This is a genomic window from Mesorhizobium sp. WSM4813 (genome assembly GCF_055811555.1).
Genome location: NZ_JBVVQU010000082.1, coordinates 1 through 20,680, shown reverse-complemented (window position 1 = coordinate 20,680; position 20,680 = coordinate 1). Strand labels below are relative to the sequence as shown.

Annotated in this window: 18 protein-coding genes; 14 read left to right on the top strand and 4 right to left on the bottom strand. The window is 62.4% G+C overall.

The annotated features are described in order from the left end of the window. Positions 1-143: 143 nt before the first annotated feature. On the bottom strand, positions 144-971 hold the full coding sequence (locus AC0L25_RS30040) for a ferredoxin--NADP reductase (protein WP_473598781.1): 828 nt from the start codon (positions 969-971) through the stop codon (positions 144-146). Positions 972-1,191: 220 nt separating this feature from the next. On the opposite strand from AC0L25_RS30040, the gene AC0L25_RS30035 reads away from it, so the two are divergent. From AC0L25_RS30035 to AC0L25_RS29995, 9 genes are all read left to right on the top strand, one after another. Beyond that, positions 1,192-3,291: a hydantoinase/oxoprolinase family protein gene (locus AC0L25_RS30035; RefSeq protein ID WP_473598780.1), complete on the top strand. Its 2,100-nt coding sequence runs from the start codon at positions 1,192-1,194 to the stop codon at positions 3,289-3,291. Between the two features lies 1 nt (position 3,292). Further along, a complete protein-coding gene (locus AC0L25_RS30030) occupies positions 3,293-5,038 on the top strand; it encodes a hydantoinase B/oxoprolinase family protein (protein WP_473598779.1) in 1,746 nt (581 codons plus the stop codon). A gap of 199 nt (positions 5,039-5,237) precedes the next feature. Further along, positions 5,238-6,365, top strand: a complete 1,128-nt coding sequence (locus AC0L25_RS30025; RefSeq protein ID WP_473598778.1) for a transporter substrate-binding protein — start codon at positions 5,238-5,240, stop codon at positions 6,363-6,365. After that, complete coding sequence (locus AC0L25_RS30020; RefSeq protein WP_065009964.1) at positions 6,362-6,961, top strand: ANTAR domain-containing response regulator; 600 nt, start codon at positions 6,362-6,364, stop codon at positions 6,959-6,961. The genes AC0L25_RS30025 and AC0L25_RS30020 overlap by 4 nt, the downstream gene beginning before the upstream one ends. Then, positions 6,939-7,847 (top strand): ABC transporter permease, encoded by a 909-nt coding sequence (locus AC0L25_RS30015; RefSeq protein WP_473598777.1) that lies wholly within the window; start codon positions 6,939-6,941, stop codon positions 7,845-7,847. The genes AC0L25_RS30020 and AC0L25_RS30015 overlap by 23 nt, the downstream gene beginning before the upstream one ends. Beyond that, a complete protein-coding gene (locus AC0L25_RS30010) occupies positions 7,844-8,764 on the top strand; it encodes an ABC transporter permease (protein WP_473598776.1) in 921 nt (306 codons plus the stop codon). Before AC0L25_RS30015 ends, AC0L25_RS30010 begins: the two co-directional genes overlap by 4 nt. Positions 8,765-8,808: 44 nt before the next feature. Further along, complete coding sequence (locus AC0L25_RS30005; protein WP_473598775.1) at positions 8,809-10,452, top strand: ABC transporter substrate-binding protein; 1,644 nt, start codon at positions 8,809-8,811, stop codon at positions 10,450-10,452. Beyond that, on the top strand, positions 10,442-11,386 hold the full coding sequence (locus AC0L25_RS30000; protein ID WP_473598774.1) for an acetamidase/formamidase family protein: 945 nt from the start codon (positions 10,442-10,444) through the stop codon (positions 11,384-11,386). The genes AC0L25_RS30005 and AC0L25_RS30000 overlap by 11 nt, the downstream gene beginning before the upstream one ends. 208 nt (positions 11,387-11,594) lie before the next feature. After that, the gene (locus AC0L25_RS29995; RefSeq protein ID WP_473598773.1) at positions 11,595-13,379 is read left to right on the top strand and encodes an ABC transporter ATP-binding protein; all 1,785 of its coding nucleotides are present in this window, start codon (positions 11,595-11,597) and stop codon (positions 13,377-13,379) included. A gap of 31 nt (positions 13,380-13,410) precedes the next feature. Here AC0L25_RS29995 and AC0L25_RS29990 read toward each other — a convergent pair whose 3' ends face one another. Then, on the bottom strand, positions 13,411-13,899 hold the full coding sequence (locus AC0L25_RS29990; RefSeq protein WP_473598772.1) for a methyltransferase family protein: 489 nt from the start codon (positions 13,897-13,899) through the stop codon (positions 13,411-13,413). 131 nt (positions 13,900-14,030) lie between these two features. Here AC0L25_RS29990 and AC0L25_RS29985 point away from each other — a divergent pair, with 131 nt between their 5' ends. Both AC0L25_RS29985 and AC0L25_RS29980 read left to right on the top strand, forming a co-directional pair. Continuing rightward, complete coding sequence (locus tag AC0L25_RS29985) at positions 14,031-14,528, top strand: MarR family winged helix-turn-helix transcriptional regulator (protein WP_473598771.1); 498 nt, start codon at positions 14,031-14,033, stop codon at positions 14,526-14,528. A gap of 210 nt (positions 14,529-14,738) precedes the next feature. Continuing rightward, on the top strand, positions 14,739-15,059 hold the full coding sequence (locus AC0L25_RS29980; RefSeq protein WP_473598770.1) for a hypothetical protein: 321 nt from the start codon (positions 14,739-14,741) through the stop codon (positions 15,057-15,059). Positions 15,060-15,768: 709 nt separating this feature from the next. On the opposite strand, the gene AC0L25_RS29975 is transcribed toward AC0L25_RS29980, so the two are convergent. Together AC0L25_RS29975 and AC0L25_RS29970 are read right to left on the bottom strand one after the other, a co-directional pair. Then, entirely contained in the window at positions 15,769-16,491 is a 723-nt protein-coding gene (locus tag AC0L25_RS29975) for a methyltransferase domain-containing protein (RefSeq protein ID WP_473598769.1), read from the bottom strand. Positions 16,492-16,972: 481 nt separating this feature from the next. Then, positions 16,973-17,206: a hypothetical protein gene (locus AC0L25_RS29970; protein ID WP_473598768.1), complete on the bottom strand. Its 234-nt coding sequence runs from the start codon at positions 17,204-17,206 to the stop codon at positions 16,973-16,975. A gap of 181 nt (positions 17,207-17,387) precedes the next feature. Here AC0L25_RS29970 and AC0L25_RS29965 point away from each other — a divergent pair, with 181 nt between their 5' ends. From AC0L25_RS29965 to AC0L25_RS29955, 3 genes are all read left to right on the top strand, one after another. Next, a complete protein-coding gene (locus AC0L25_RS29965; protein ID WP_473598767.1) occupies positions 17,388-18,899 on the top strand; it encodes a type I restriction-modification system subunit M in 1,512 nt (503 codons plus the stop codon). A gap of 530 nt (positions 18,900-19,429) precedes the next feature. After that, positions 19,430-20,329, top strand: coding sequence for a restriction endonuclease subunit S (locus AC0L25_RS29960; protein ID WP_473598766.1), 900 nt, complete (start codon positions 19,430-19,432; stop codon positions 20,327-20,329). 65 nt (positions 20,330-20,394) lie between these two features. Next, positions 20,395-20,680, top strand: a 286-nt coding sequence (locus tag AC0L25_RS29955; RefSeq protein WP_473598765.1) for a hypothetical protein, incomplete at its 3' end; no start/stop codon positions are given.

Here is a 20,680-nt window from a genome sequence, read left to right as displayed (position 1 = left end):
CCGTCCGCCACCGCACCTGCTTTCATAGCAGAGTCGGCAAGAAACAAGTTACAAGGGGGGCGCTGTCCCGCCGGCGTCAAAAAGGCCAGCATCGCCGCGACTCTCGAAGCGAGGCTCCGCCCTCGGATGACGAAGCGAGAAAACTACCCGACAAACGCGCGCTCGACGACGAAGCTCGCCGGATGATGCAGCGAGCCTTCCTCGAAGCCGAGGCTTTCGGCCAGTTCCTTGACATCCCTGAGCATATGCATCGAGCCGCAGATCATGATGCGGTCGGTCTCGGGGTCGAGCTTGTCGATGCCGAGATCGGCATAGAATTTGCCTGAGCCGATCAGCGCGGTGATACGGCCCATGCGCTCGGAGGTTTCGCGCGTCGTCGAATTGTAGAGGGTGACGCGGCCGCCGGTCAGCTCGCCGATCAGTGGGTCGTTCTCCAGCTCCGCAACCAGCTCCTGGCCGTAGGTGAGTTCGGCATTGTCGCGGCAGGTGTGGGTCAGGACGACCTGCTCGAATTTCTCGTAGGTATCGGGATCGCGCAGCAGGCTGGCGAAGGGCGCGATGCCGGTGCCGGTCGAGATCATGAACAGGCGCTTGGCCGGGGTCAGCGCGTCGACCACCAGCGTGCCGGTCGACTTCTGCCGCATGATGACGGTGTCGCCAATCTCGATTTTTTGCAGCTGCGCGGTCAGCGGGCCGTCCGGCACCTTGATCGAAAAAAATTCCAGCTCGTCGTCCCAGGCGGGGCTGGCGATCGAATAGGCGCGAAACACCGGCTTTTCGGCATTGGGCAGGCCGATCATGACGAACTCGCCGGAGCGGAAGCGCAGCGACTGCGGCCGGGTGATGCGGAACGAAAACAGCCGGTCGGTATAGTGCTTCACCGAGACCACGGTTTCGGCATAGACATTGGCCGGAATCGGGAACTGCAGCGGCCGGGCGCCTGCGGTGTTCAGCGCGGATGTGGTATTCATCAAACCTAACCTTCTGGCCAACCCGAGGGCGCTGACGCCAAACTCTCTGCTGCGCGCCCGAACCGATCAGGTTCCGGCGTGCCGTTTGCACACTGCGAGGCGGTAAGCTCTTGTGTCCGGAATTTATTAGTATACAAATGATATTTGCGTCAAGACGCCAGCGGGAAACACCTTTCCAAACTGAGACATATCTGTAGTCCTGACATTTCGGGTTTCGACAATGGAAGAGAATTTTTCGGCGCAGACGCTGGATTCCTCGGGCAGCGTCGTCGCCGGCATCGATGTCGGCGGAACCTTTACCGACCTGCTGCTGATCGACGGGCGTCACGGCGGCAAGGTGCATATCGCCAAGACCCCGACCACCATCGACAACCAGGCTTTTGGGGTCGTTTCGGCGCTTAGTGCCACGGACTTCCCGGTCGACCGCATCGACCTCATCGTGCACGGCACGACGACCACCACCAACGCAGTGCTGGAGCGCCGGCTGGCCAAGACCGGCATGATCACCACGCGCGGCTTTCGCGACGTCATCGAGCTAGGCCGGCGGACGCGGCCGCAGGCCTATGGCATGACGGGTAGCTTCGTCCCGATCATTCCGCGCAATCTGCGGCTTGAAGTGTCGGAGCGCGTCGAAGCCTCGGGTGCGGTGCGCATCCATCTCGACGAAGCCGAGATGCGCGCGGCGATTTCCCAGTTGATCGAGGCCGGCTGCGAATCCCTCGTCATCCATTTCCTGCATTCCTACGCCAATCCGGCGCATGAGCGGCGCGCCGCCGAGATCGCTGCCGCGCTTTGGCCGAACAGCTACATCACGACAGGCCATGCGCTGCTGTCGGAAGCGCGCGAATTCGAGCGCGGCGTCACCGCTTCGGTCAATGCCTCGGTGCAGCCGATCCTCGAGCGCTATGTCGAGCGGCTGCGCAAGGAGTTGGGGTCGAAAGGCTACGCCCGCGACTTCCTGATCATGAACGGCAATGGCGGCATGATCTCGGCCCGCTTTGTCACCCGTGAATCGGCCAAGACCGTCATGTCCGGCCCGGCCTCCGGCGTCATCGCCGCCGCCTATACCGGAAAACGCGCCGGCTTCGAAAACCTAGTCACCTACGACATGGGCGGCACCTCGACCGACGTGGCGCTGATCCGCAATGCCGAACCGGCGGTGTCGAACGAGATCGAGATCGAATATGCGATGCCGATCCATGTGCCGATGGTGGCGGTGCATACAGTTGGCGCCGGCGGCGGCTCGATCGCCCGCGTCGATGCGGCCGGCCTGATCCAGATCGGCCCGGAAAGCGCCGGCGCCAATCCCGGCCCGATCTGCTACGGGCGCGGCGGCGTTGAACCGACCATCACCGATGCCAATCTGGTGCTCGGCCGGCTGGCGCCGAAGAAGCTGCTGGCGGTCGAAAATCCGGTCACCGTCGAACACGTCACCGGCATCTTCGAAGACGGGATCGGCCGACCCACCGGCCTGTCCGGCGTCGAGGCGGCGGGAGCGGTGCTGCGGCTCGGCAACATCAAGATGGCCGGCGCCATCCGCATGGTCTCGGTGTCGCGCGGCCACGATCCGCGCGATTTCGCGCTGTTCGCCTTCGGCGGCGCCGGGCCGCTGCATGCGACAGCCCTGGCGCGCGAGCTCGGCCTGCCCAAAGTGCTGGTGCCGGCGCGGCCGGGCATCACGAATGCGCTCGGCTGTGTCGTCGCCGATCTCAGGCACGATTTCGTCAACACGGTCAACCAGCCGGTGGCCAGTCTTGATGAAACCAAGCTTTACGCCGTCTTGGAACGGCACCGAAACGAAGGCGGGGAACTGATCGGCAAGGAAGCGGTAAAGCCGGAGACGATCCGCGTCACCCATTCCGCCGACATGCAGTTCGTCGGCCAGACCCACATCATCAACGTGCCGCTGCCGTCGTCTTTGGTGACGCGCGAGGTACTGCAGCAACTGTTCGAAAAGGCCTATTTCGCCCGCTTCAAGGTCGAGCTGCCGGAAATCCGCGCCAATCTGGTCAACCTCAACACCTCGGTTACCGGCGTGCGGCCGGCGATCGATCTTTCACGATTGATCGACCCGGCCGGCCGCGCCAGAACGCTCGACGAGGCGCGGCGCGAAATCCGGCCGGTCTGGTATGGCGGGCGCTGGCACGACACGCCGGTCTACGTCAGGGAAAAGCTGCCGCTCGACGCCGTCATCGAAGGGCCGGCGATCCTCGAGCAGATGGACGCCACCACCGTGCTCGAGCCCGGCGACCGGGCACGCTCGGACGCCGACGGCAACATCATCATTGAAATTGGAATTGAGTGGGTTAGTGGGGCCTGAGATGGAAAAGCTCGACGCCATTACTCTTTCGGTCATCCAGGCGGCGCTGCAGCAGGTCTGCGACGAGATGGACCTGACCTTTTCGCGCGCCGCCTTCTCGCCTGTGATCGCCGAGGCCAATGACCGCTCCGACGGCATTTATTCGGCGCTCGATGGATCGCTGATCGCACAGGGCAGCCAGGGCCTGCCGGTGTTCGTCGGCGTCATGCAGTACTCGACCAAAACGGTGATCGAGATGATCGCCGACGGGCGCTGCCTGCCACCCGAGCCCGGCGACATCTACATCGTCAACGACCCCTATCTCGGCGGCACCCATCTGATGGATGTGCGCTTCGCCATGCCGGTCTACCGGGATGGCAAGATTTTCTGCTGGCTGTCGAACACCGGCCACTGGCCCGATATCGGCGGCTCGGTGCCGGGCGGCTTTTCTGCCTCGGCAACGGCGGTCGAGCAGGAGGGCCTGCGGCTGCCGCCGGTGAAACTGTTCAAGAAGGGCGTGCTCGATCGCGAAATCTACGCCATCATCTGCTCGAACATCAGGGTTGCCGACCAGCGCATCGGCGACATCCGCGCGCAGGCGGCGGCCCTGCTGATCGGCCAGGACCGGTTCAATGGAATCCTGGATCGTTACGGAGATGAAACGGTGGTCGAGGCGATCGCCGAGTTGCGCCGCCGCGCCGCCGAGCAGATGCGCGCCAACATATCAGCCATTCCCGATGGCATTTATCGCTCAAAAGCTTTCGTCGATTCCGACGGGGTGGTGAACGAGCCGCTGACCATAGCGCTGGCTGTGGAGAAACAGGGCGACACGCTCAGCTTCGATTTCTCAGGCTCGTCAAAACCCTGCGCCGGGCCGATGAACAGCGTTCTGGCCACCACCTTGTCCTCGGTCTATCTCGCCATGCGCCATATTTTCCCCGACGTGCCGATCAGCGCCGGCGCCTTTGAGCCGCTGATCGTCAAGCGGCCGGAAGGCACCTTCCTCGACGCAAAATATCCGCGCCCGGTGTCGGGCTGCGCGGCCGAGGTTTCGCAGCGCATCGCCGAGGCGGTGTTCGCGGCGATGGTGCAGGCCCTGCCTGACAACGTGACGGCGGCCCCGGCCGGCTCCAGCGGCAATTTCGCGCTCGGCGGCAACGATCCGGCCCGCGGCCGCGACTACGTCATGTACCAGATTTCGGGCGGCGGCTATGGCGGCAATGCCGGCCATGACGGCCTGACCAATGGCTGCTCGACCATCGGCATTTCCAAATCGCCGCCGGTCGAAATCATGGAGCAGGCGTTTCCGGTGCTCTACCGCCACTATGCCCTGCGCGAAGGCTCGGGCGGCGCCGGCAGGCATCGCGGCGGTTTTGGCCTCGCCTACGAGGTCGAGATCCTGCGCGGCGACGCCCGCGCTTCCTTCGTCATGGACCACGGCCGTTTCGGCCCACAGGGCGCGCTCGGCGGCAAGGACGGCGCGGTCAACACGGTGACCGTGTTCCGCGACGGCAAGGAACATGTGCCGCCGCACCTCTCCAAGGAGCAGGACATCGCGCTCAAGGCCGGCGACCGCGTGCGCGTCGGCACGCCGGGCGGCGGCGGCTATGGTGATCCCCTGCAGCGCGATCCGGAACTGGTGCTGAGGGATGTCAGGCTGGGGTACTATACGGCCGAGGACGCTGGCGAAAAATTTGGTGTCTCCCTGTCGACGGATGGGCTGGCGATCGACCGGGCGGCGACGGACGAGAAACGCGCCCACCGCTGAGATAGGACGAGTTTTCTGCGGGACCCCCTCGCGCAACGGGTCGCTTTCCCCGCTCTCACTTTTCCCGCTTGACTGACCCGCCGTACCGAATACGCTATTGGGGAAAATACCGGCTCCGACCGCCGGGCGGCAAAAATGCCTCGTATGCCTCGCCTTCCGCGGCGGCGGCTGCGGGGCATTGTTATTTTTCGGGATTTGCTTGGGACGGCGTATCGAAATCGGCATCCTTTACTCGCGGTCGGGCAACTACCGCCTGCTGTCCGAATCCTGCCGTTCGGGTGCGATGACGGCCATCGCCGATGTCAACGCCGATCCCGCCATGCCGATCGAATTCGTTCCTGTGGAGCGCGACCCTCAAGGCAACATCGATGGCTACGCGACGGGCTGCGCCGACATTCTCGCCAACAGCAGTGCGCGCCACATCATTGGCTGCATCACGTCGTGGAGCCGCAAGGAGGTCATTCCGATCCTCGAGCGCGCCGGCGGCACGTGTTGGTACGCCTGCCCCTATGAGGGCTTCGAAGCGAACGAGCATGTCGTCTACATGCACGCTTGCCCAAACCAGCACCTCGTCCCGCTGCTGGCCCATGTCGTGCCGCGCTTCGGTGCCAACGGCTTCCTGCTCGGTTCGAACTATATCTGGGGCTGGGAGACCAACCGTGTCGCCCGCGACCTGATCGCCGACGCCGGCGGCAAGGTTTTGGGCGAACGCTATCTGCCGCTCGGCGAGGTCGATGTCTCCAGGCTGGTCGCCGAGATCCAGGCTACCCGGCCGGAGTTCGTCCTGAACAACCTGATCGGCTCCTCGTCCTATGCCTTCATCGCTGCATACGCTGAGCTCGCCAAACGCGACCCGCATTTCAGGCCGGAGCGCTGCCCGATCCTGTCCTGCAATCTCACCGAATGCGAGTTGCCGGCGCTCAATGATGCGGGCAATGGCCACCTTTCCGTCGGGCCGTACTTTCACGATATCTCGGCAGCGGATCGCCAGGGCGATTCGGCGCCCTCCATCATGCCTGCCTCGTCCTTCGAGGCGGCGGCCTATGCCTCGGTGCGGACGCTTGCCGAAATTCTCGCCCGCAATCCCGGCGCACAATGGCCGGAGCTTCCCCGGGCCTTTGCCGGAACCTCGTTTCGAACCCCGCTCGGCGACATCTCCATCGATCCGCAAACCCAGCACGCCACCTTGCCGGTGCAGATCGGGCGCATCGAGGGGACCGCATTCAAGACCGTCACGCTGACCAAGTGTGTCGCGCCCGATCCCTATCTGTCCCGCTATGACCGGACCGAGACGTTCGGCCGCCCACGCCTGAGGGTGGTGTCGTGAGCAAGGTTCCGCGCATCCCGAATCTCGGCGGCGCCAGGGCCTTTGTCCTGCATCGTCCGCATCCGACGGTGCAGGCGATCACGCGGCAATTGTCGGCCATCGGCCTCGAGACGGTCGGCTGCTGGCCGGAACTGCCGGCCGAGGCGCTGGCGGCGGATTTCGTCTTCTTCGATGCCGATCTCGGCTTCGACGAACAATTCCCATGGGCGCCGGGTGAGGCGCCGATGCCGCTGGTGGCGCTGATCGGCTCCGAAGCGCCGGGCCGCATCGAGTGGGCGCTGTCGCACAAGGCCGACGCCCAGTTGCTGAAGCCGGTCGGCAATGCCGGCGTCTACAGCGCCCTGTTGATCGCGCGGCAGAGTTTCGAGGCGCGCAAGCTTTTGGCAAGCGAGATATCGTCGCTTCGCCTGCGCGTCGCGGAGCGCCAGACCATCGTGCGCGCGGTGGAGGCCTTGTCGAAGGGCGCCGAGGACGGCCGCGCCTATGCGCAGCTCCGGTCGCTGGCGATGAGCTGGCAGATCAGTGTCGAGGAGGCCGCGCGCAGGATCGTGGCGATGACGGAAGAAGGCGGCGATGACCAGTCCCATCGCGCCTGATCTTCCGGCAACCGGGCGCATGCCGGTCAAGCCACGCGCCGGCGTCTGGCGGCGCCTGGTCAAGCGTCCTCTGGCATTGATTGGCCTGGTGATCGTTGCCGTCGTCGTGGCTGGCGCCGTCCTGGCGCAGTGGCTGACGGGCTACGATCCGAACGAGCAGATGTTCGACGGGCTGACGCTTGAAGGCGCGCCTTTGCCGCCGAACGCCAGCTTCTGGCTGGGCACGGATCTGCTCGGCCGCGATCTGCTGACCCGCATCCTTTTCGGCGCGCGCACCTCGCTGATCATCGGCATCGTCGCCAACAGCGTGGCGCTTCTGATCGGCACGCTGGTCGGCGTCACCGCTGGCTATTTCCGCGGCTGGATAGGCAGCGCACTGATGCGCTTCACCGATCTGATGATGGCCTTCCCAGCGCTGCTGCTCGCCATCTGCCTGGCGGCGGTGCTCCAGCCGAGCCTGTGGATCGTCGCCATGGTGATCGCACTTGTGAACTGGGTGCAGACCGCGCGGGTCATCTACACCGAGACCAGCTCGCTCGCCGAGCGCGAGTTCATCGACGCCGAGCGCACCATCGGGGCCAGCGCACCACGCATCCTGTTTCGCCATATCCTGCCGCATCTGCTGCCGACGATCATCGTCTGGGGCACGCTCGGCATCTCGACCACCGTGCTGCTCGAAGCAACGCTCAGCTATCTCGGCATCGGCGTGCAGCCGCCGACCGCATCCTGGGGCAACATCATTTTCGAGAACCAGACCTATTTCCAGGCAGCGCCCTGGCTCGTCTTCTTTCCGGGTGCGGCGATCCTGGCGCTGGCGCTGGCCTTCAACCTCATCGGCGATGCGCTGCGCGACATCCTCGATCCGACGCAAAGGGGCCGGGCATGATCGCCTATCTCGGCCGCCGCGTCATTCAATCGCTGCTCATCCTGCTGGGCGTCTCGCTGATTACCTTTGCGCTGCTCTACCTGCTGCCCGCCGACCCCGTCCGCCAGATCGCCGGCCGCAGCGCCACACCCGAAACGGTCGAAAGCATCCGCCGGCAGCTCGGTCTCGATCAGCCCTTCTTCATCCAGTACTGGCACTATCTGACCAGCCTGCTCAGCGGCGATCTCGGTCGCTCCTACATCCAGCGTTCCGAGGTCACGGAGCTCATCGTCTCGCGGCTGCCGGCGAGCCTGCTGCTGATGATCGGCGCCATCCTTTGCGAGCTGGCGATCGGCCTGACGATGGGCCTGCTTGCCGCCGTCAGGCGCGGCACCGCCACCGACCAGACACTGATGGTCGCGTCCTTTGTCGGCGTCTCGGCGCCGCAATTCGTCGTCGGCCTGCTGCTCCTCTATGTATTCGCCGTGCGGCTCGGCTGGTTCCCGATCGGCGGCTACGGCACCTGGCGCCATCTGGTGCTGCCCTCGCTGACCATGGGGATCCTCGGCGCCGGCTGGTACGCCCGCATGATGCGCTCGTCGATGATCGACGTGCTGCGCCAGGACTATATGCGAACCGCCCGCGCCAAGGGCCTTGCGCGCGGCGCCATCATCTTCCGCCACGCACTTCCCAACGCCATCCTGCCGGTCATCGCCATGATCGGCATCGACATCGGCATCTTCATGGGCGGCATCGTGGTGGTCGAAAGCGTGTTCGGCTGGCCCGGCATCGGCCAGCTTGCCTGGCAGGCCATCCAGCGCGTCGACATTCCGATCATCATGGGTGTCACGCTGGTTTCGGCCTTCGCCATCGTGCTCGGCAATCTCCTGGCCGACACCGTCGCACCGTTCATCGATCCGCGCATTAAGCTCAGATGAAAACCAAAAAATACCGGTAACAAACCAGAGAAAGGGAACATGAGATGAAGAAATTCTTGACCTCCACCGTTGCTGCATCAGCGCTCGCGCTGATGCTCGGCATGACAAGCGCCCGCGCCGAAGACGCCGTCGATCCGAACGCCAAGCAGGGGGGCGCGATCACCATCACCTACAAGGACGACGTCGCCACGCTCGATCCGGCCATCGGCTATGACTGGCAGAACTGGTCGATGATCAAGAGCCTGTTCGACGGGCTGATGGACTACGAGCCGGGCACCACCAACCTGCGGCCTGACCTCGCCGAGAGCTACGAGATCGCGCCCGACGGCAAGACCTTCACCTTCAAGCTGCGCCAAGGGGTGAAGTTCCACAATGGCCGTGAGATGACCGCCGATGACGTGAAATATTCGCTCGATCGCGTCACCAATCCGAAGACGCAGAGCCCGGGCGCCGGCTTCTTCGGCTCGATCAAGGGCCATGAGGATGTCGCTGCAGGCAAGGCGGAAAGCCTGGCGGGCGTCACCGTCGTCGATCCCTACACGATCAAGTTCGAGCTGACCCGGCCCGACGCTACCTTCCTGCATGTCATGGCCATCAACTTCTCGCATGTCGTGCCGAAGGAGGAGGTCGAGAAATACGGCGCGGACTTCGGCAAGCATCCGGTCGGCACCGGGGCTTTCAAGTTCGCCGAATGGACGCTCGGCCAGCGCGTCGTCTTCGAGCGCAACCCGGATTACTGGCATAAGGGCCTGCCGTATCTCGACAAGGTCAGCTTCGAGATCGGCCAGGAGCCGATCGTGGCGCTGCTGCGGCTGCAGAAGGGCGAGATCGACATTCCCGGCGACGGCATTCCGCCGGCCAAGTTCCAGGAGGTGATGGCCGATCCCGAGCAGAAGGCCCGCGTCGTCGAGGGCGGCCAGTTGCACACCGGCTACATCACCATGAACACCACCATGGCGCCTTTCGACAATGTGAAGGTGCGGCAAGCGGTCAACATGGCGATTAACAAGGACCGTATCGTCCAGCTGATCAACAACCGCGCGGTGCCGGCCAACCAGCCGCTGCCGCCTTCGATGCCCGGCTACGACAAGGAATTCAAGGGCTATCCCTATGACGTGGCCAAGGCCAAGGCTTTGCTTGCCGAGGCCGGTCATCCCGACGGTTTCGACACGCAGCTGTTCGCCATGAACACCGATCCCAACCCGCGTATCGCCCAGGCGATCCAGCAGGATCTGGCGGCCATCGGCATTAAAGCCGGCATTCAGTCGCTCGCGCAGGCCAACGTCATCGCTGCCGGCGGCGACAAGGCCGGCGCGCCGATGATCTGGTCCGGCGGCATGGCCTGGATCGCCGATTTCCCCGATCCGTCGAACTTCTACGGGCCGATCCTCGGCTGTGCCGGCGCGGTTCCTGGCGGCTGGAACTGGTCGTGGTACTGCAACAAGGATCTCGACGCCAAGGCGGCGGAGGCCGACTCGATCGTCGATCCGGCCAGATCAGGCGAACGCGCCAAGATGTGGAGCGAGATCTATCGCAAGATCATGGAAGACGCGCCCTGGGTGCCGGTCTTCAACGAGCAGCGCTTCACCATGAAATCCCCCCGGATGGGCGGCGCCGACAATCTCTACGTCGACCCCGTCCATATCCCGATCAACTACGACTATGTGTATGTGACCGATGTGCAATAACTGCGACTACACCATCCACGGGCGCCATCACCATTTCGGCTGGGACAATTCCTTTGTCCCGACCGAGCGGTTGGCGCCCGGTTCGACGATCGAGTTCCAGTGCCTGGACTCGTCCGGAGGCCAGTTGACGCTGGACAGCACTGTGGACGACGTCGCCTTGCTCGACTTCGCCAGGGTGAACCCCGTCACCGGGCCCATCTATGTCGACGGGGCCGAGCCGGGCGACGCGCTGAAGATCACAGTTGAGGCGTTCAAGCCGTCGGGCTTCGGTTGGACGGCGAACATTCCGGGGTTCGGCCTGCTCGCCGACGACTTCCCGGAACCAGCGCTGAACATTTGGACATACGACGCCGCCTCGCTCGAGCCGGCGCTGTTTGGCAGGCAAGCCCGCGTGCCGCTGAAACCGTTTGCCGGCACCATCGGCAATGCGCCAGCCGAAACGGGCCTCCACTCGGTGGTGCCGCCAAGGCGCGTCGGCGGCAATCTCGACATCCGCGATCTCGCGGCCGGCACCACGCTCTATCTGCCGGTGGAGGTGGCCGGTGCGCTGTTTTCGGTCGGCGATACGCATGCCGCGCAGGGCGACGGCGAAGTGTGCGGCACGGCGATCGAAAGCCCGATGGATGTCGTGCTCAAGCTCGACCTGGTTAAAAATGCGCGGCTGAAGATGCCGCGCTTCACCACGCCTGGCCCGGTGACGCGCCATCTCGACGCCAAGGGCTATGAGGTGACGACCGGCATCGGACCGGACCTGATGACCGGCGCCAGGGAAGCGGTCTCACAGATGATCGACCTGCTTGCCGGCCGCTACGCAATGGATCCGGTCGACGCCTACATGCTGGTATCGGTCTGCGGCGATCTCCGGATCAGCGAGATCGTCGACATGCCGAACTGGGTGGTGTCGTTCTACTTCCCGCGCTGCGTGTTTGAATGAACGCTGCGTTCCGTCACACCCCCCTCTGGTCTGCCGACCATCTCCCCCGCAAGGGGGGAGATCGGATGTCACGACGGATTTCGCCAATCTTCAACGGCGAAGAATGGCCGCGGGGGCGAAACTGCCAATCTCCCCCCTTGCGGGGGAGATGTCCGGCAGGACAGAGGGGGGTGCGCAGGAACACAACCTTCTCCCGGCCGCGCCCACAATGACCCTCGCCGACAACCCCATCCTCGATATCGCCAACCTCTCCGTCAGCGTGCGCGGCGAGGACGGCGAACGGGAAGTCGTGTCGGACCTGTCGCTGACGCTCAAGCGCGGCGAGACGCTTTGCATTGCCGGTGAATCCGGTTCCGGCAAATCGATGACCGCGCTGGCGATCATGCAGCTCTTGCCGCAGCCTGCAGCCCGCATATCGTCAGGCAAGATCCGGCTTCACGATATGGACCGGCGCTACATCGATCTGGCTGGGCTCGATGAGCGTCGGATGCGCCGCATTCGCGGCGACCGCATCGCGATGATTTTTCAAGAGCCGATGACATCGCTCAATCCGGTGCTGTCGATCGGCCGCCAGCTGGTCGAATCCATCGAGGCGCATACCGGCCTGTCTCGCGCCGAGGCGCGCCGGCGTGCCATCGAGGCGTTGAAGGCTGTCCGCATTCCGGAAGCCGAAAGCCGGCTAAAACAGTTTCCGCACGAACTGTCCGGCGGCATGCGCCAGCGCGTGATGATCGCCATGGCCCTGGCGCTGAAACCGGATGTGCTGATCGCCGACGAGCCGACGACGGCGCTCGATGTCACCGTGCAAGGCGAGGTGCTGGAACTGCTGCGCGATCTGCAGCGCGAACATGGCACCAGCATCATCCTCATCACCCACGACATGGGCGTGGTGGCCGAAATGGCTGATCGCGTCGTCATCATGCGGCACGGCCGCTTGGTCGAGCAGGGAACCGCCGCCGATATCTTTGCCCGCCCGCAAGCCGATTATACGCGTGAACTGCTCGCCGCCGTGCCGCGCATCGGTACCGGCGTCGGCCGCCAAAAATCCGCCGAACAAAAATCCGTCGAAGCGGAAATGCGCGGGAGTGTCGCTGTCGTCAATGATCTGCATGTCCATTTCGACCTCCGCGGTGGCTTCTTCGGCCAAGTGAACCGCCGTGTCCACGCCGTCGAAGGCATCAGCTTTTCGATCGCGCCGCACGAGACGCTGGCGCTGGTCGGCGAATCCGGCTGCGGCAAGTCGACCACCGCCAAGGCGCTGGCCGGGCTTGTGCCCTACCACGGCGATATCGTGATCGGCGGGCGCAATCTGGCAGGCCTTGGCCGTGAGCAGCGCAAGGCGGTTCGCCGCGACGTGCAGATGATTTTCCAGGATCCCTATGCCTCGCTCGACCCGCGCATGCGCGTCGGCGACCTCGTTGCCGAGCCGCTGTTGATCCATCGCATCGCCTCGAAGGAAGAGCGCAGCCAGCTTGTGGCGGCGCTGTTCGAGCGCGTCGGCCTGTCGGCCGACCAGATGGAGCTTTATCCGCACGAATTCTCGGGCGGCCAGCGCCAGCGCATCTGCATCGCCCGCGCGCTGGCGCTGAGGCCCAAGCTCATCATCGCCGACGAAAGCGTTTCGGCGCTCGACGTGTCGGTGCAGGCCCGCGTGCTCGACCTGCTGAAGGAACTGCAGCGTGAATTCGCCATCGCCTATCTGTTCATCTCGCACGACATGGCGGTGGTCGAGAACATTTCCGATCGTGTCGCCGTCATGTATCTCGGCCACATCGTCGAAATGGGCACCCGCGATCAGGTCTTTTCGAACCCGCGCCATCCCTACACGAAGCGCTTGATCGAGGCCGTGCCGGTGCCCGATCCGGCAAAGCGCCGGCCGCGTTTTGCGCGTCTCGACCAGGAGATTCCGAGCCCGACTCGAAAAATCGGCGAAGAGCCGCCGAAACTGGCCCTTAGGGATGTTGGCAACGGTCATCTCGTTGCTGTTTCCTGACGCTCGCGACACCGCGGCATTCTTGCGAGGCTCAGAGCCACCGCCGCACGCTTTGCCTGTAGTCGCGATACGCATTGCCGAACCGCCGCTCGAGATAGGCCTCCTCGCGGGCGACGACGCCGTAGCGGATCAGGATTGCAAGCGGCAGCGTGAGGACAAGGATCCAAATATTCTGCGCGGCGACGCCGATGCCGCCATAGATGAGGAACATGCCGAGGTAGATCGGATTGCGCGTCCATCCGTGGATGCCGGTCGTCACCAGCACGCGCGTCGGCTCATTCGTCGGCACCGGCGTCGTCGCGCGGGAGAAATTGCGAATGCCCGCGGCGAAAAGCGCAAATCCGATCAGAATCAGCGCGCCGCCGATGATCCAGGTGACCAGGTCATTGCTGGGGAACGGCAAACGCAGCAGGCGATCCAGCACGAAGCCAATCAGGAAAGCAGCGAGAAACAGGAGCGGCGGTCTCGCGATGACGCCTGCGGTTTCGGTTACCTCTTGCCCAGCCGGGTCCATTGCCATGTCTGCTCCCGCAGATGCCTAGGAGCCCGAAGCCCCATGCCGCCTAGAAACGACAACTAGGTTGTCATTCTAGAAGTTGACAACTGTGGTGTCAATCGCAGAAGTTGGCACGGAAAAAGGGAAAGAAAGCGATGGCGTCGGCACGACACGGGACTGAGCGAGGGGCGGGCCCTATCGTTGACGGCAAGGCCGAGGCGATCACCGAGCTGATGCTCGAAGTGGCCCAGTGCTTCTTCAGGATACGGGCTCTCGGCCAGAAGACAGGGCTCATCACCAGTTGGGGCGGCGGTGCGTTCGGCTTCATGCGAAGCCTGGCGCTGTTTGGCCCGCTCACCGTGCCGCAGATCGCCCAGATGCGGCCCACCAGCCGCCAGCGCATGCAGCGGCTGGCGGATGAGCTTGCGGCCGAGGGGCTGGTCGAATTCATCGACAATCCAAAACACCGGCGCTCGAAGCTTGTGCAGCTGACGCGCAAAGGCGCCGCGCGCTATGGAGAGCTGAACGCCCAGCTGATGGCGATCGCCTCGACCATGGGCGTCGCTCTCGACGAAGCCGATATCCGCAACACCGCCGAAATCGTGCGGCAGCTGAGCGACGATGTGAAAGTGCGGTCGGAGCAGCTGTCGTAGCGCTGACGCAAAAGCGGCGCCGCGCCATTGATGGAATCCTGCTTGAGCGACTTCCCGATATCGTGCTGTTTCAGCCTGGGTGCGCTTGGCTGTTGCCGCTTCCGTCCAGGCCCGCCGGCGAACAATTGCCAGCCGGAACCTCTGCGGAGCTGAGGCGTTCGAACCGCAGGAGCTGAGATCTGCACCTGCAATCTGCAAAAGAGTACTGCAATGGCTCAGAAACAAGAGATAACCACAGGCACGAACGACCGGCCGCGCAACGAAACCATAGGCCAATCCGGTGAAGGTCTGCCTGATGACAGCAGCACGTCGCTTGAAGTCGACGAGACCGCGGTAGCCCGGTTGAGAAAGCAACTGCAAGGCAAACTCGAGCAATTTGGCGAAGCCAATCCCGACGAAGTCCCGCCAGGCATTCCTGGCACCGGCGAGAATTTCTGTCGCCGCTGCGCCGGGACAGGCATGATCGACGGCCGCACCTGCCCCGAATGCGGCGGAACCGGAAAGGTGACGACGCCGATAGGCGGCGGCTGAGAAGATCGAGACAGCAAACACGTTTCGCGGCAATTTCGGTCACTGAAGCGCCATCCGTAAGTCTTCGCCGCCGCCAGCGCTTCGAATGCGAGTTCAAATACTACCCCGACCGGATGGAGGGCGTGTTCTGGAAGTGGGTGCCGGCGATCTGATCCGCACAATTGCCATCGGCCCCTTGGCGCTTCCTTGCTGACCGGGTCCATACCGGTTCCCGGCGCGAACCAGTCTTCTAGCAAGTCATCGGGCACGTAGGCGTGGCGTTCGCGGTCGGCAACCAAGCTAAGTGGCGCCACGTCTGGCTTCTGCTCGGAGTGTTGCGGCTCGACGAGACCGCACAGGGCGCGTTGGCGTTTTAGGAGGAACGTGGACGACGGCAGCATCTCGGGTACGGCTTCGAAAAAGCTATGGACGAGTTACGACTGCTTTCAACGATGATTTCCTGCTCAACCCCTTCGGGCCGACAGTGTACCCATGTCTCCGGTTATAAACCGTGTCCAGAATGGGCCGTGAAATGGCGCACCCCGAGAGCATGAAACTGGGCACCGCTATGTCATTGCGGGGCCCTTGTGATTATCCGCTTTGCGCCGTCTAAGCCTTTGAAGAACTCCTCGCGGGACGCCTGACAGCCATTGTGGAACGCCTTGGCCTCTAGCACCACAGCGCTACGGCGCCGATGCACGATTTCAGGATGCCGGATTCGTCTACCGCCCTAGTGAGGTTTCCTTGCGATAAAGATTCGTAAGCCGGGGGTGATGGAGTATTCTACGGAATTAGCGCCATCGACGACAAATTCGGTCAGCTCAAAACCGGCCTGTCTGACGCGATCACGGAAATCGCGCCCGTAGCGCCGAACGTGGTCTCCCTGCCCAAAGTGCGCGAGCCTATCGCGCTTGCCGGTAATCGTGGAATCCTCATAACTCGTCTCCCAGCCTTCAACTATCGGCACCATGAGTAGGGCAACACCGTCGGGCTTGAGAATGCGAAACAGTTCCGCCAGGGCCGCGATGTCATCGACATGTTCGAGGACATGCGAACAAATCACGGCATCGAAGCTGTGGTCTGCCAAGTCGATCGCTTCGATGTTGAGTTTCAGATCGACGTCGTCGCGCATTAGGTCAGCAGTTACGTACTTGGAGCATAGCGGACGCACAAATTGGGACACCGCGACCTCGGGAGCGAAATGCAGCAATGATGCATCGGGCGGAAGTAGCTTGACGCGATCAAATAGGAGTTTGAACTGACGATGCCGTTCGAGTGAATTGCACTGTGGACACATCGCATCCGGACGCGGAATGACGCCGTATGGCGCGAAGTCTCCATGGTACCCGCAGATGGGACAGTGCCGCGGCTTCCCGCCCGTTCCCAAATCGTGATGATCTATTCTTTGCGCTATATTTCGAAAAGCCTTGGCCAGGAGCGGTCTGATATCCATTTTGGTCATGCCTCAAGGGGTAATTTGGCGAGCGGCTTGTCGCCGCGGTCACCAGCGTTGGCCGGATGGCCAGCGTCTGATCGGCTGAAGACTGCCAACGGGATCATCGCGCAAACAACCGACGGTTTCCAGTATCGTGCAGCGGCTGCATTGCCCTTTCCCGAGAGATGAGTGACAGTTCGTTCCGGAGAATGGGTTACACTTTCGGCCCTTTGCAAGGAGAGCAAGGGTGCCTTGGAAGTGTAGCCAATTGGATGAGCGGCTGAAGTTCGTCGCGCGGGTTCTAGAGAAGATGGCGGTGCTGCGCCGGGACAGGCATGATCGACGGCCGCACCTGTCCGGAATGCGGCGGAACCGGAAAGGTGGCGACGCCGGTAGGCTGAGGCTGAGAAGATCAGGGGAAGCGATCTCGCGGCAACCTCGATCCCTGAGCGCCAAGGGGCCGATGGCAATTGTGCGGATCCGATGGAAGTTATGCGGATCAGATCGCCGGCACCCACTTCCAGAACACGCCCTCCATCCGTTCGGGATAGTATTTGAACTCGCATTCGAAGCGCCATCCGTAAGTCTTGGCCGCCGCCAGCGCTGCCGGGCTGACCGGGTTCATGCCCGTTCCCGGCGCGAACCAGTCTTCCAGCAAGTCGTCGGGTACGTAGGCGCCGATCCTCAAAGGCAGCTTTTCGAGGACGACATCCATTTCCTCAGGCGCGGACAATTGGTTCTCCCTTCGAGAGCTATCCACGAACAAGTCATTCGAAGCCGATTGGGTTCCAGACTTGCAAGCACCTTCATTTTCTGTCTCCTCCTAACAAGTCCAGCCTCACAGAATGCGGCGCATTTGAGATTGCAAAACCAGAGCTGGACTGGTGTATTCCACCGATTCGATAGGGGGCACGATGGCAGCGGGTCGCGTAACTCAAGCCGAGATCAACAAGGCGGCGTGGGCTGCCTGCGACACCTTCAGGGGCACGGTCGACGCGTCGGTCTACAAGGACTACGTGCTGACTATGCTGTTCCTCAAATACATCTCCGATGTGTGGAAGGACCACTACGAGACCTACCGCAAGGAGCACGGTGACCATCCCGACCTCATCGAGGCGCTGATGAAGAACGAGCAGTTCGTGTTGCCCAAGGGTGCGAGCTTCTATGACCTCCATCGCGACCGCCACAAGGCCGGTAACGGCGAGCGCATCGACACCGCCCTCCATGCGATCGAGGAGGCGAACGGCAACAAGCTTCGCGACGTGTTCCAGGACATCTCCTTCAACGCCAACAAGCTCGGCGATGAGGAGCAGAAGAACGACATCTTGCGGATGCTGCTGGAGGATTTTGCCAAGGATAGCCTCGACCTGAGACCAAGCCGGGTCGGCAGTCTCGACATCATCGGTGGCGCCTACGAATATCTCATCTCGCGCTTCGCGGCGTCTGCCGGCAAGAAGGCGGGCGAGTTTTACACCCCGGCGGAAGTCTCAACCCTAATGGCGCGGCTGGTAGAGCCCCAGGAAGGCGACGACATTTGCGATCCGACGTGCGGTTCGGGCTCGCTGCTGATGAAATGCGGCCAGGAGATCGCCCGACACACCGGCTCAAGGAAATATGCGCTCTATGGCCAGGAGGCGATCGGCTCGACCTGGGCGCTAGCCAAGATGAATATGTTCCTGCACGGCGAGACCAATCACCAGATCGAATGGGGCGACACGATCGGCAACCCAAAGCTTCGCACGGCGGAAGATCGGCTACGCCACTTCGATGTCGTCGTCGCCAATCCGCCCTTCAGCCTTGATAAATGGGGATCGGAGAAGGCCGCCACCGACCGCTTCGGCCGCTTCCGCAGAGGCCTGCCGCCGAAAACCAAGGGCGACTACGCCTTCATCTTGCACATGATCGAGACCATGAAGCCGCGCACCGGCCGCATGGCCATCGTCGTGCCAAATGGAGTGCTCTTTCGTGGATCGAGCGAAGGCGAAATCCGCCGCAAGCTCATCGAGGAAAACCTTCTGGATACGGTCATTGGCCTGCCCGAAAAACTGTTCTTCGGCACCGGCATCCCTGCCGCCATCCTTATCTTTCGAAAGAAGAAAGCTGACGACTCTGTGCTCTTCATTGACGCCAGCCGCGACTACGAGGAAGGCACCAACCAGAACCGGCTGGGCGAGGAGCAGTTGCTCAGGATTTTCGCGGCCTTCGATGACCGCATCTCCATCGACAAGTATGCCCATCTGGCAACGGCCGAGCAGATCGCCGACAACGACTTCAATCTCAACATCCCGCGCTACGTCGACACCTTTGAGGCGGAGGAGGAGATTGACTTGATGGCGGTGCGAGCGGAGAGGCTGAAGCTGAAGGCTGAGATGGGAGAGTTGGAAGTGAGGATGGAGGAATACCTTAGGGGGCTTGGTTTCGTATGAACGGAGCGGAGCCGAGGCTCGGCGACTACTTTGTCAGTCGACGCGAGCGGGGTATAGCTGGACTGCCGATCCTATCCGTGACACTCGACCGCGGATTGGTCCGACGTGAAGCCTGGATCGAAAAACAGATACGACGCTTGCTGACGAAGAGCATCTTCGGGTTCATCCTGGTGACATTGCATACAACAGATGCGCATGTGGCAAGGCGCCTCGGGCCTTGCTGCTGAAGACGCGCTAGTCAGCCCAGCCTACATCGTTCTTGCGCCAAAAAAGGTCGTTGACCCGCGCTTCGCAGCATATCTGTTCAAGCTGCCAGAGATGGTACATCGGTTCTGGGCCTACTCATACGGTCTGACTGATGACCGCTTGCGTCTCTACTTCAACGACTTCAAACGGATACCGCGAGCCCTACAGCCCTACCTCCACTCGCCGAACAGAAAAGGATAGCCGAAATCCTGTCGACTTGGGATTCAGCGATCGAGGCGACCGAAAAGCTAATCGTCAACACCGAGGCACAGAAGAGAGCTCTTATGCAGCAATTGCTTGCAGGCAAGCGGCGGTTGAAGGGGTTCGAAGGACAAGAATGGAAGCGGGTGTCTCTGGGCCAAATGGGAACGATATACGGTGGCGGAACACCCGAAAGCGAAGATGCCGGCGCTTGGGGCGGCTCAATCAATTGGGCCACACCCACCGACATCACAAAGCTGTCTGGGCGCTACATAGGTAAAACCGAGCGTTCGCTGACGGAGAAAGGTTTAAAAGAAAGTGCGGCGAAATTGCTGCCAGTTGGAGCGCTACTTGTCTGTACCCGCGCCACCATTGGCGAAGTGGCCATTGCGACACAACCGATTGCGACAAATCAAGGCTTCAAGAGCCTCATACCTAGCGCCTCATTCAACGTCGAGTTCATCTATCATCTGCTCACGTTCTTCAAGCACAAGCTTGTACGCCAAGCATGTGGCTCGACGTTCCTAGAGTTGTCAAAAAGGGACTTCTCAAAGCAAATCTTCTTGGTTCCACCTAGTCGGAACAGGATCGGATTGCCCAAGTCGTCAATTGTTGCGAGGACGAGTTGGAGGTGCTTCGCGATCGCAAGAATGGATTGCTCACTGAAAAACGTGCCCTCATGCAGCAGCTGCTTACCGGCAAGCGAAAGTTCGGCCATGAGCCAACCTTGGTCCGAGTACCATCAGGTCATCGTCGAGACCTACTCGGCCAAAAAGCATGGCAAGAGTTCCCTGATTCATGTTCGGCCGGTCGAAGGACAGTTATTTCCGACAACGATGGATGTCGAGTGCTCCCGCTCGATGCGAAAGCATCATCCGGTGGGAACCAGATTTCGAATCTACGCCCGGGAAACAGACCGTGAGGGCGGCAAGTCGTTTCTCTACAGCCATTTCAATTGGCCTTACGAGGTGGTCGAAGACTAATGAATGCCCCCGAGCGCCCGAGGACTGATGAGGAAACCCAGGCCAAGGTCCCGGCGCTCGCTCTGTTGACGAAGCTCGGCTGGTCCTATTTGTCGCCGGCCGACTGCCTGAAGCTTCGCGGCGGCGAGCGGGCGGTGCTGCTCGAAGGCGTGATCTGCGATCATCTCTCGGCCTGGCGCTTCGCCTATCGCGGCGCGACCCATGCGCTCTCAGCCAGCGGCATCGCCCAGGTCTTGAAGACGCTCAATGACACAGGCCTCAATGAGGGCCTGACCCCCATAGGCGCTAACTTAGGGCACGAGCGTTATCCTTGCTGCGGCGGATTGGCTTTTTCGTCGCCTCGGTGGATCG

Coding starts and splice junctions, on each gene's coding strand:
- AC0L25_RS30040 (WP_473598781.1), bottom strand. CDS start 971: ATGAATACCACATCCGCGCTGAACACCGCAGGCGCCCGGCCGCTGCAG.
- AC0L25_RS30035 (WP_473598780.1), top strand. CDS start 1,192: ATGGAAGAGAATTTTTCGGCGCAGACGCTGGATTCCTCGGGCAGCGTC.
- AC0L25_RS30030 (WP_473598779.1), top strand. CDS start 3,293: ATGGAAAAGCTCGACGCCATTACTCTTTCGGTCATCCAGGCGGCGCTG.
- AC0L25_RS30015 (WP_473598777.1), top strand. CDS start 6,939: ATGACCAGTCCCATCGCGCCTGATCTTCCGGCAACCGGGCGCATGCCG.
- AC0L25_RS30010 (WP_473598776.1), top strand. CDS start 7,844: ATGATCGCCTATCTCGGCCGCCGCGTCATTCAATCGCTGCTCATCCTG.
- AC0L25_RS30005 (WP_473598775.1), top strand. CDS start 8,809: ATGAAGAAATTCTTGACCTCCACCGTTGCTGCATCAGCGCTCGCGCTG.
- AC0L25_RS30000 (WP_473598774.1), top strand. CDS start 10,442: ATGTGCAATAACTGCGACTACACCATCCACGGGCGCCATCACCATTTC.
- AC0L25_RS29995 (WP_473598773.1), top strand. CDS start 11,595: ATGACCCTCGCCGACAACCCCATCCTCGATATCGCCAACCTCTCCGTC.
- AC0L25_RS29990 (WP_473598772.1), bottom strand. CDS start 13,899: ATGGCAATGGACCCGGCTGGGCAAGAGGTAACCGAAACCGCAGGCGTC.
- AC0L25_RS29985 (WP_473598771.1), top strand. CDS start 14,031: ATGGCGTCGGCACGACACGGGACTGAGCGAGGGGCGGGCCCTATCGTT.
- AC0L25_RS29980 (WP_473598770.1), top strand. CDS start 14,739: ATGGCTCAGAAACAAGAGATAACCACAGGCACGAACGACCGGCCGCGC.
- AC0L25_RS29975 (WP_473598769.1), bottom strand. CDS start 16,491: ATGGATATCAGACCGCTCCTGGCCAAGGCTTTTCGAAATATAGCGCAA.
- AC0L25_RS29965 (WP_473598767.1), top strand. CDS start 17,388: ATGGCAGCGGGTCGCGTAACTCAAGCCGAGATCAACAAGGCGGCGTGG.
- AC0L25_RS29960 (WP_473598766.1), top strand. CDS start 19,430: ATGCAGCAATTGCTTGCAGGCAAGCGGCGGTTGAAGGGGTTCGAAGGA.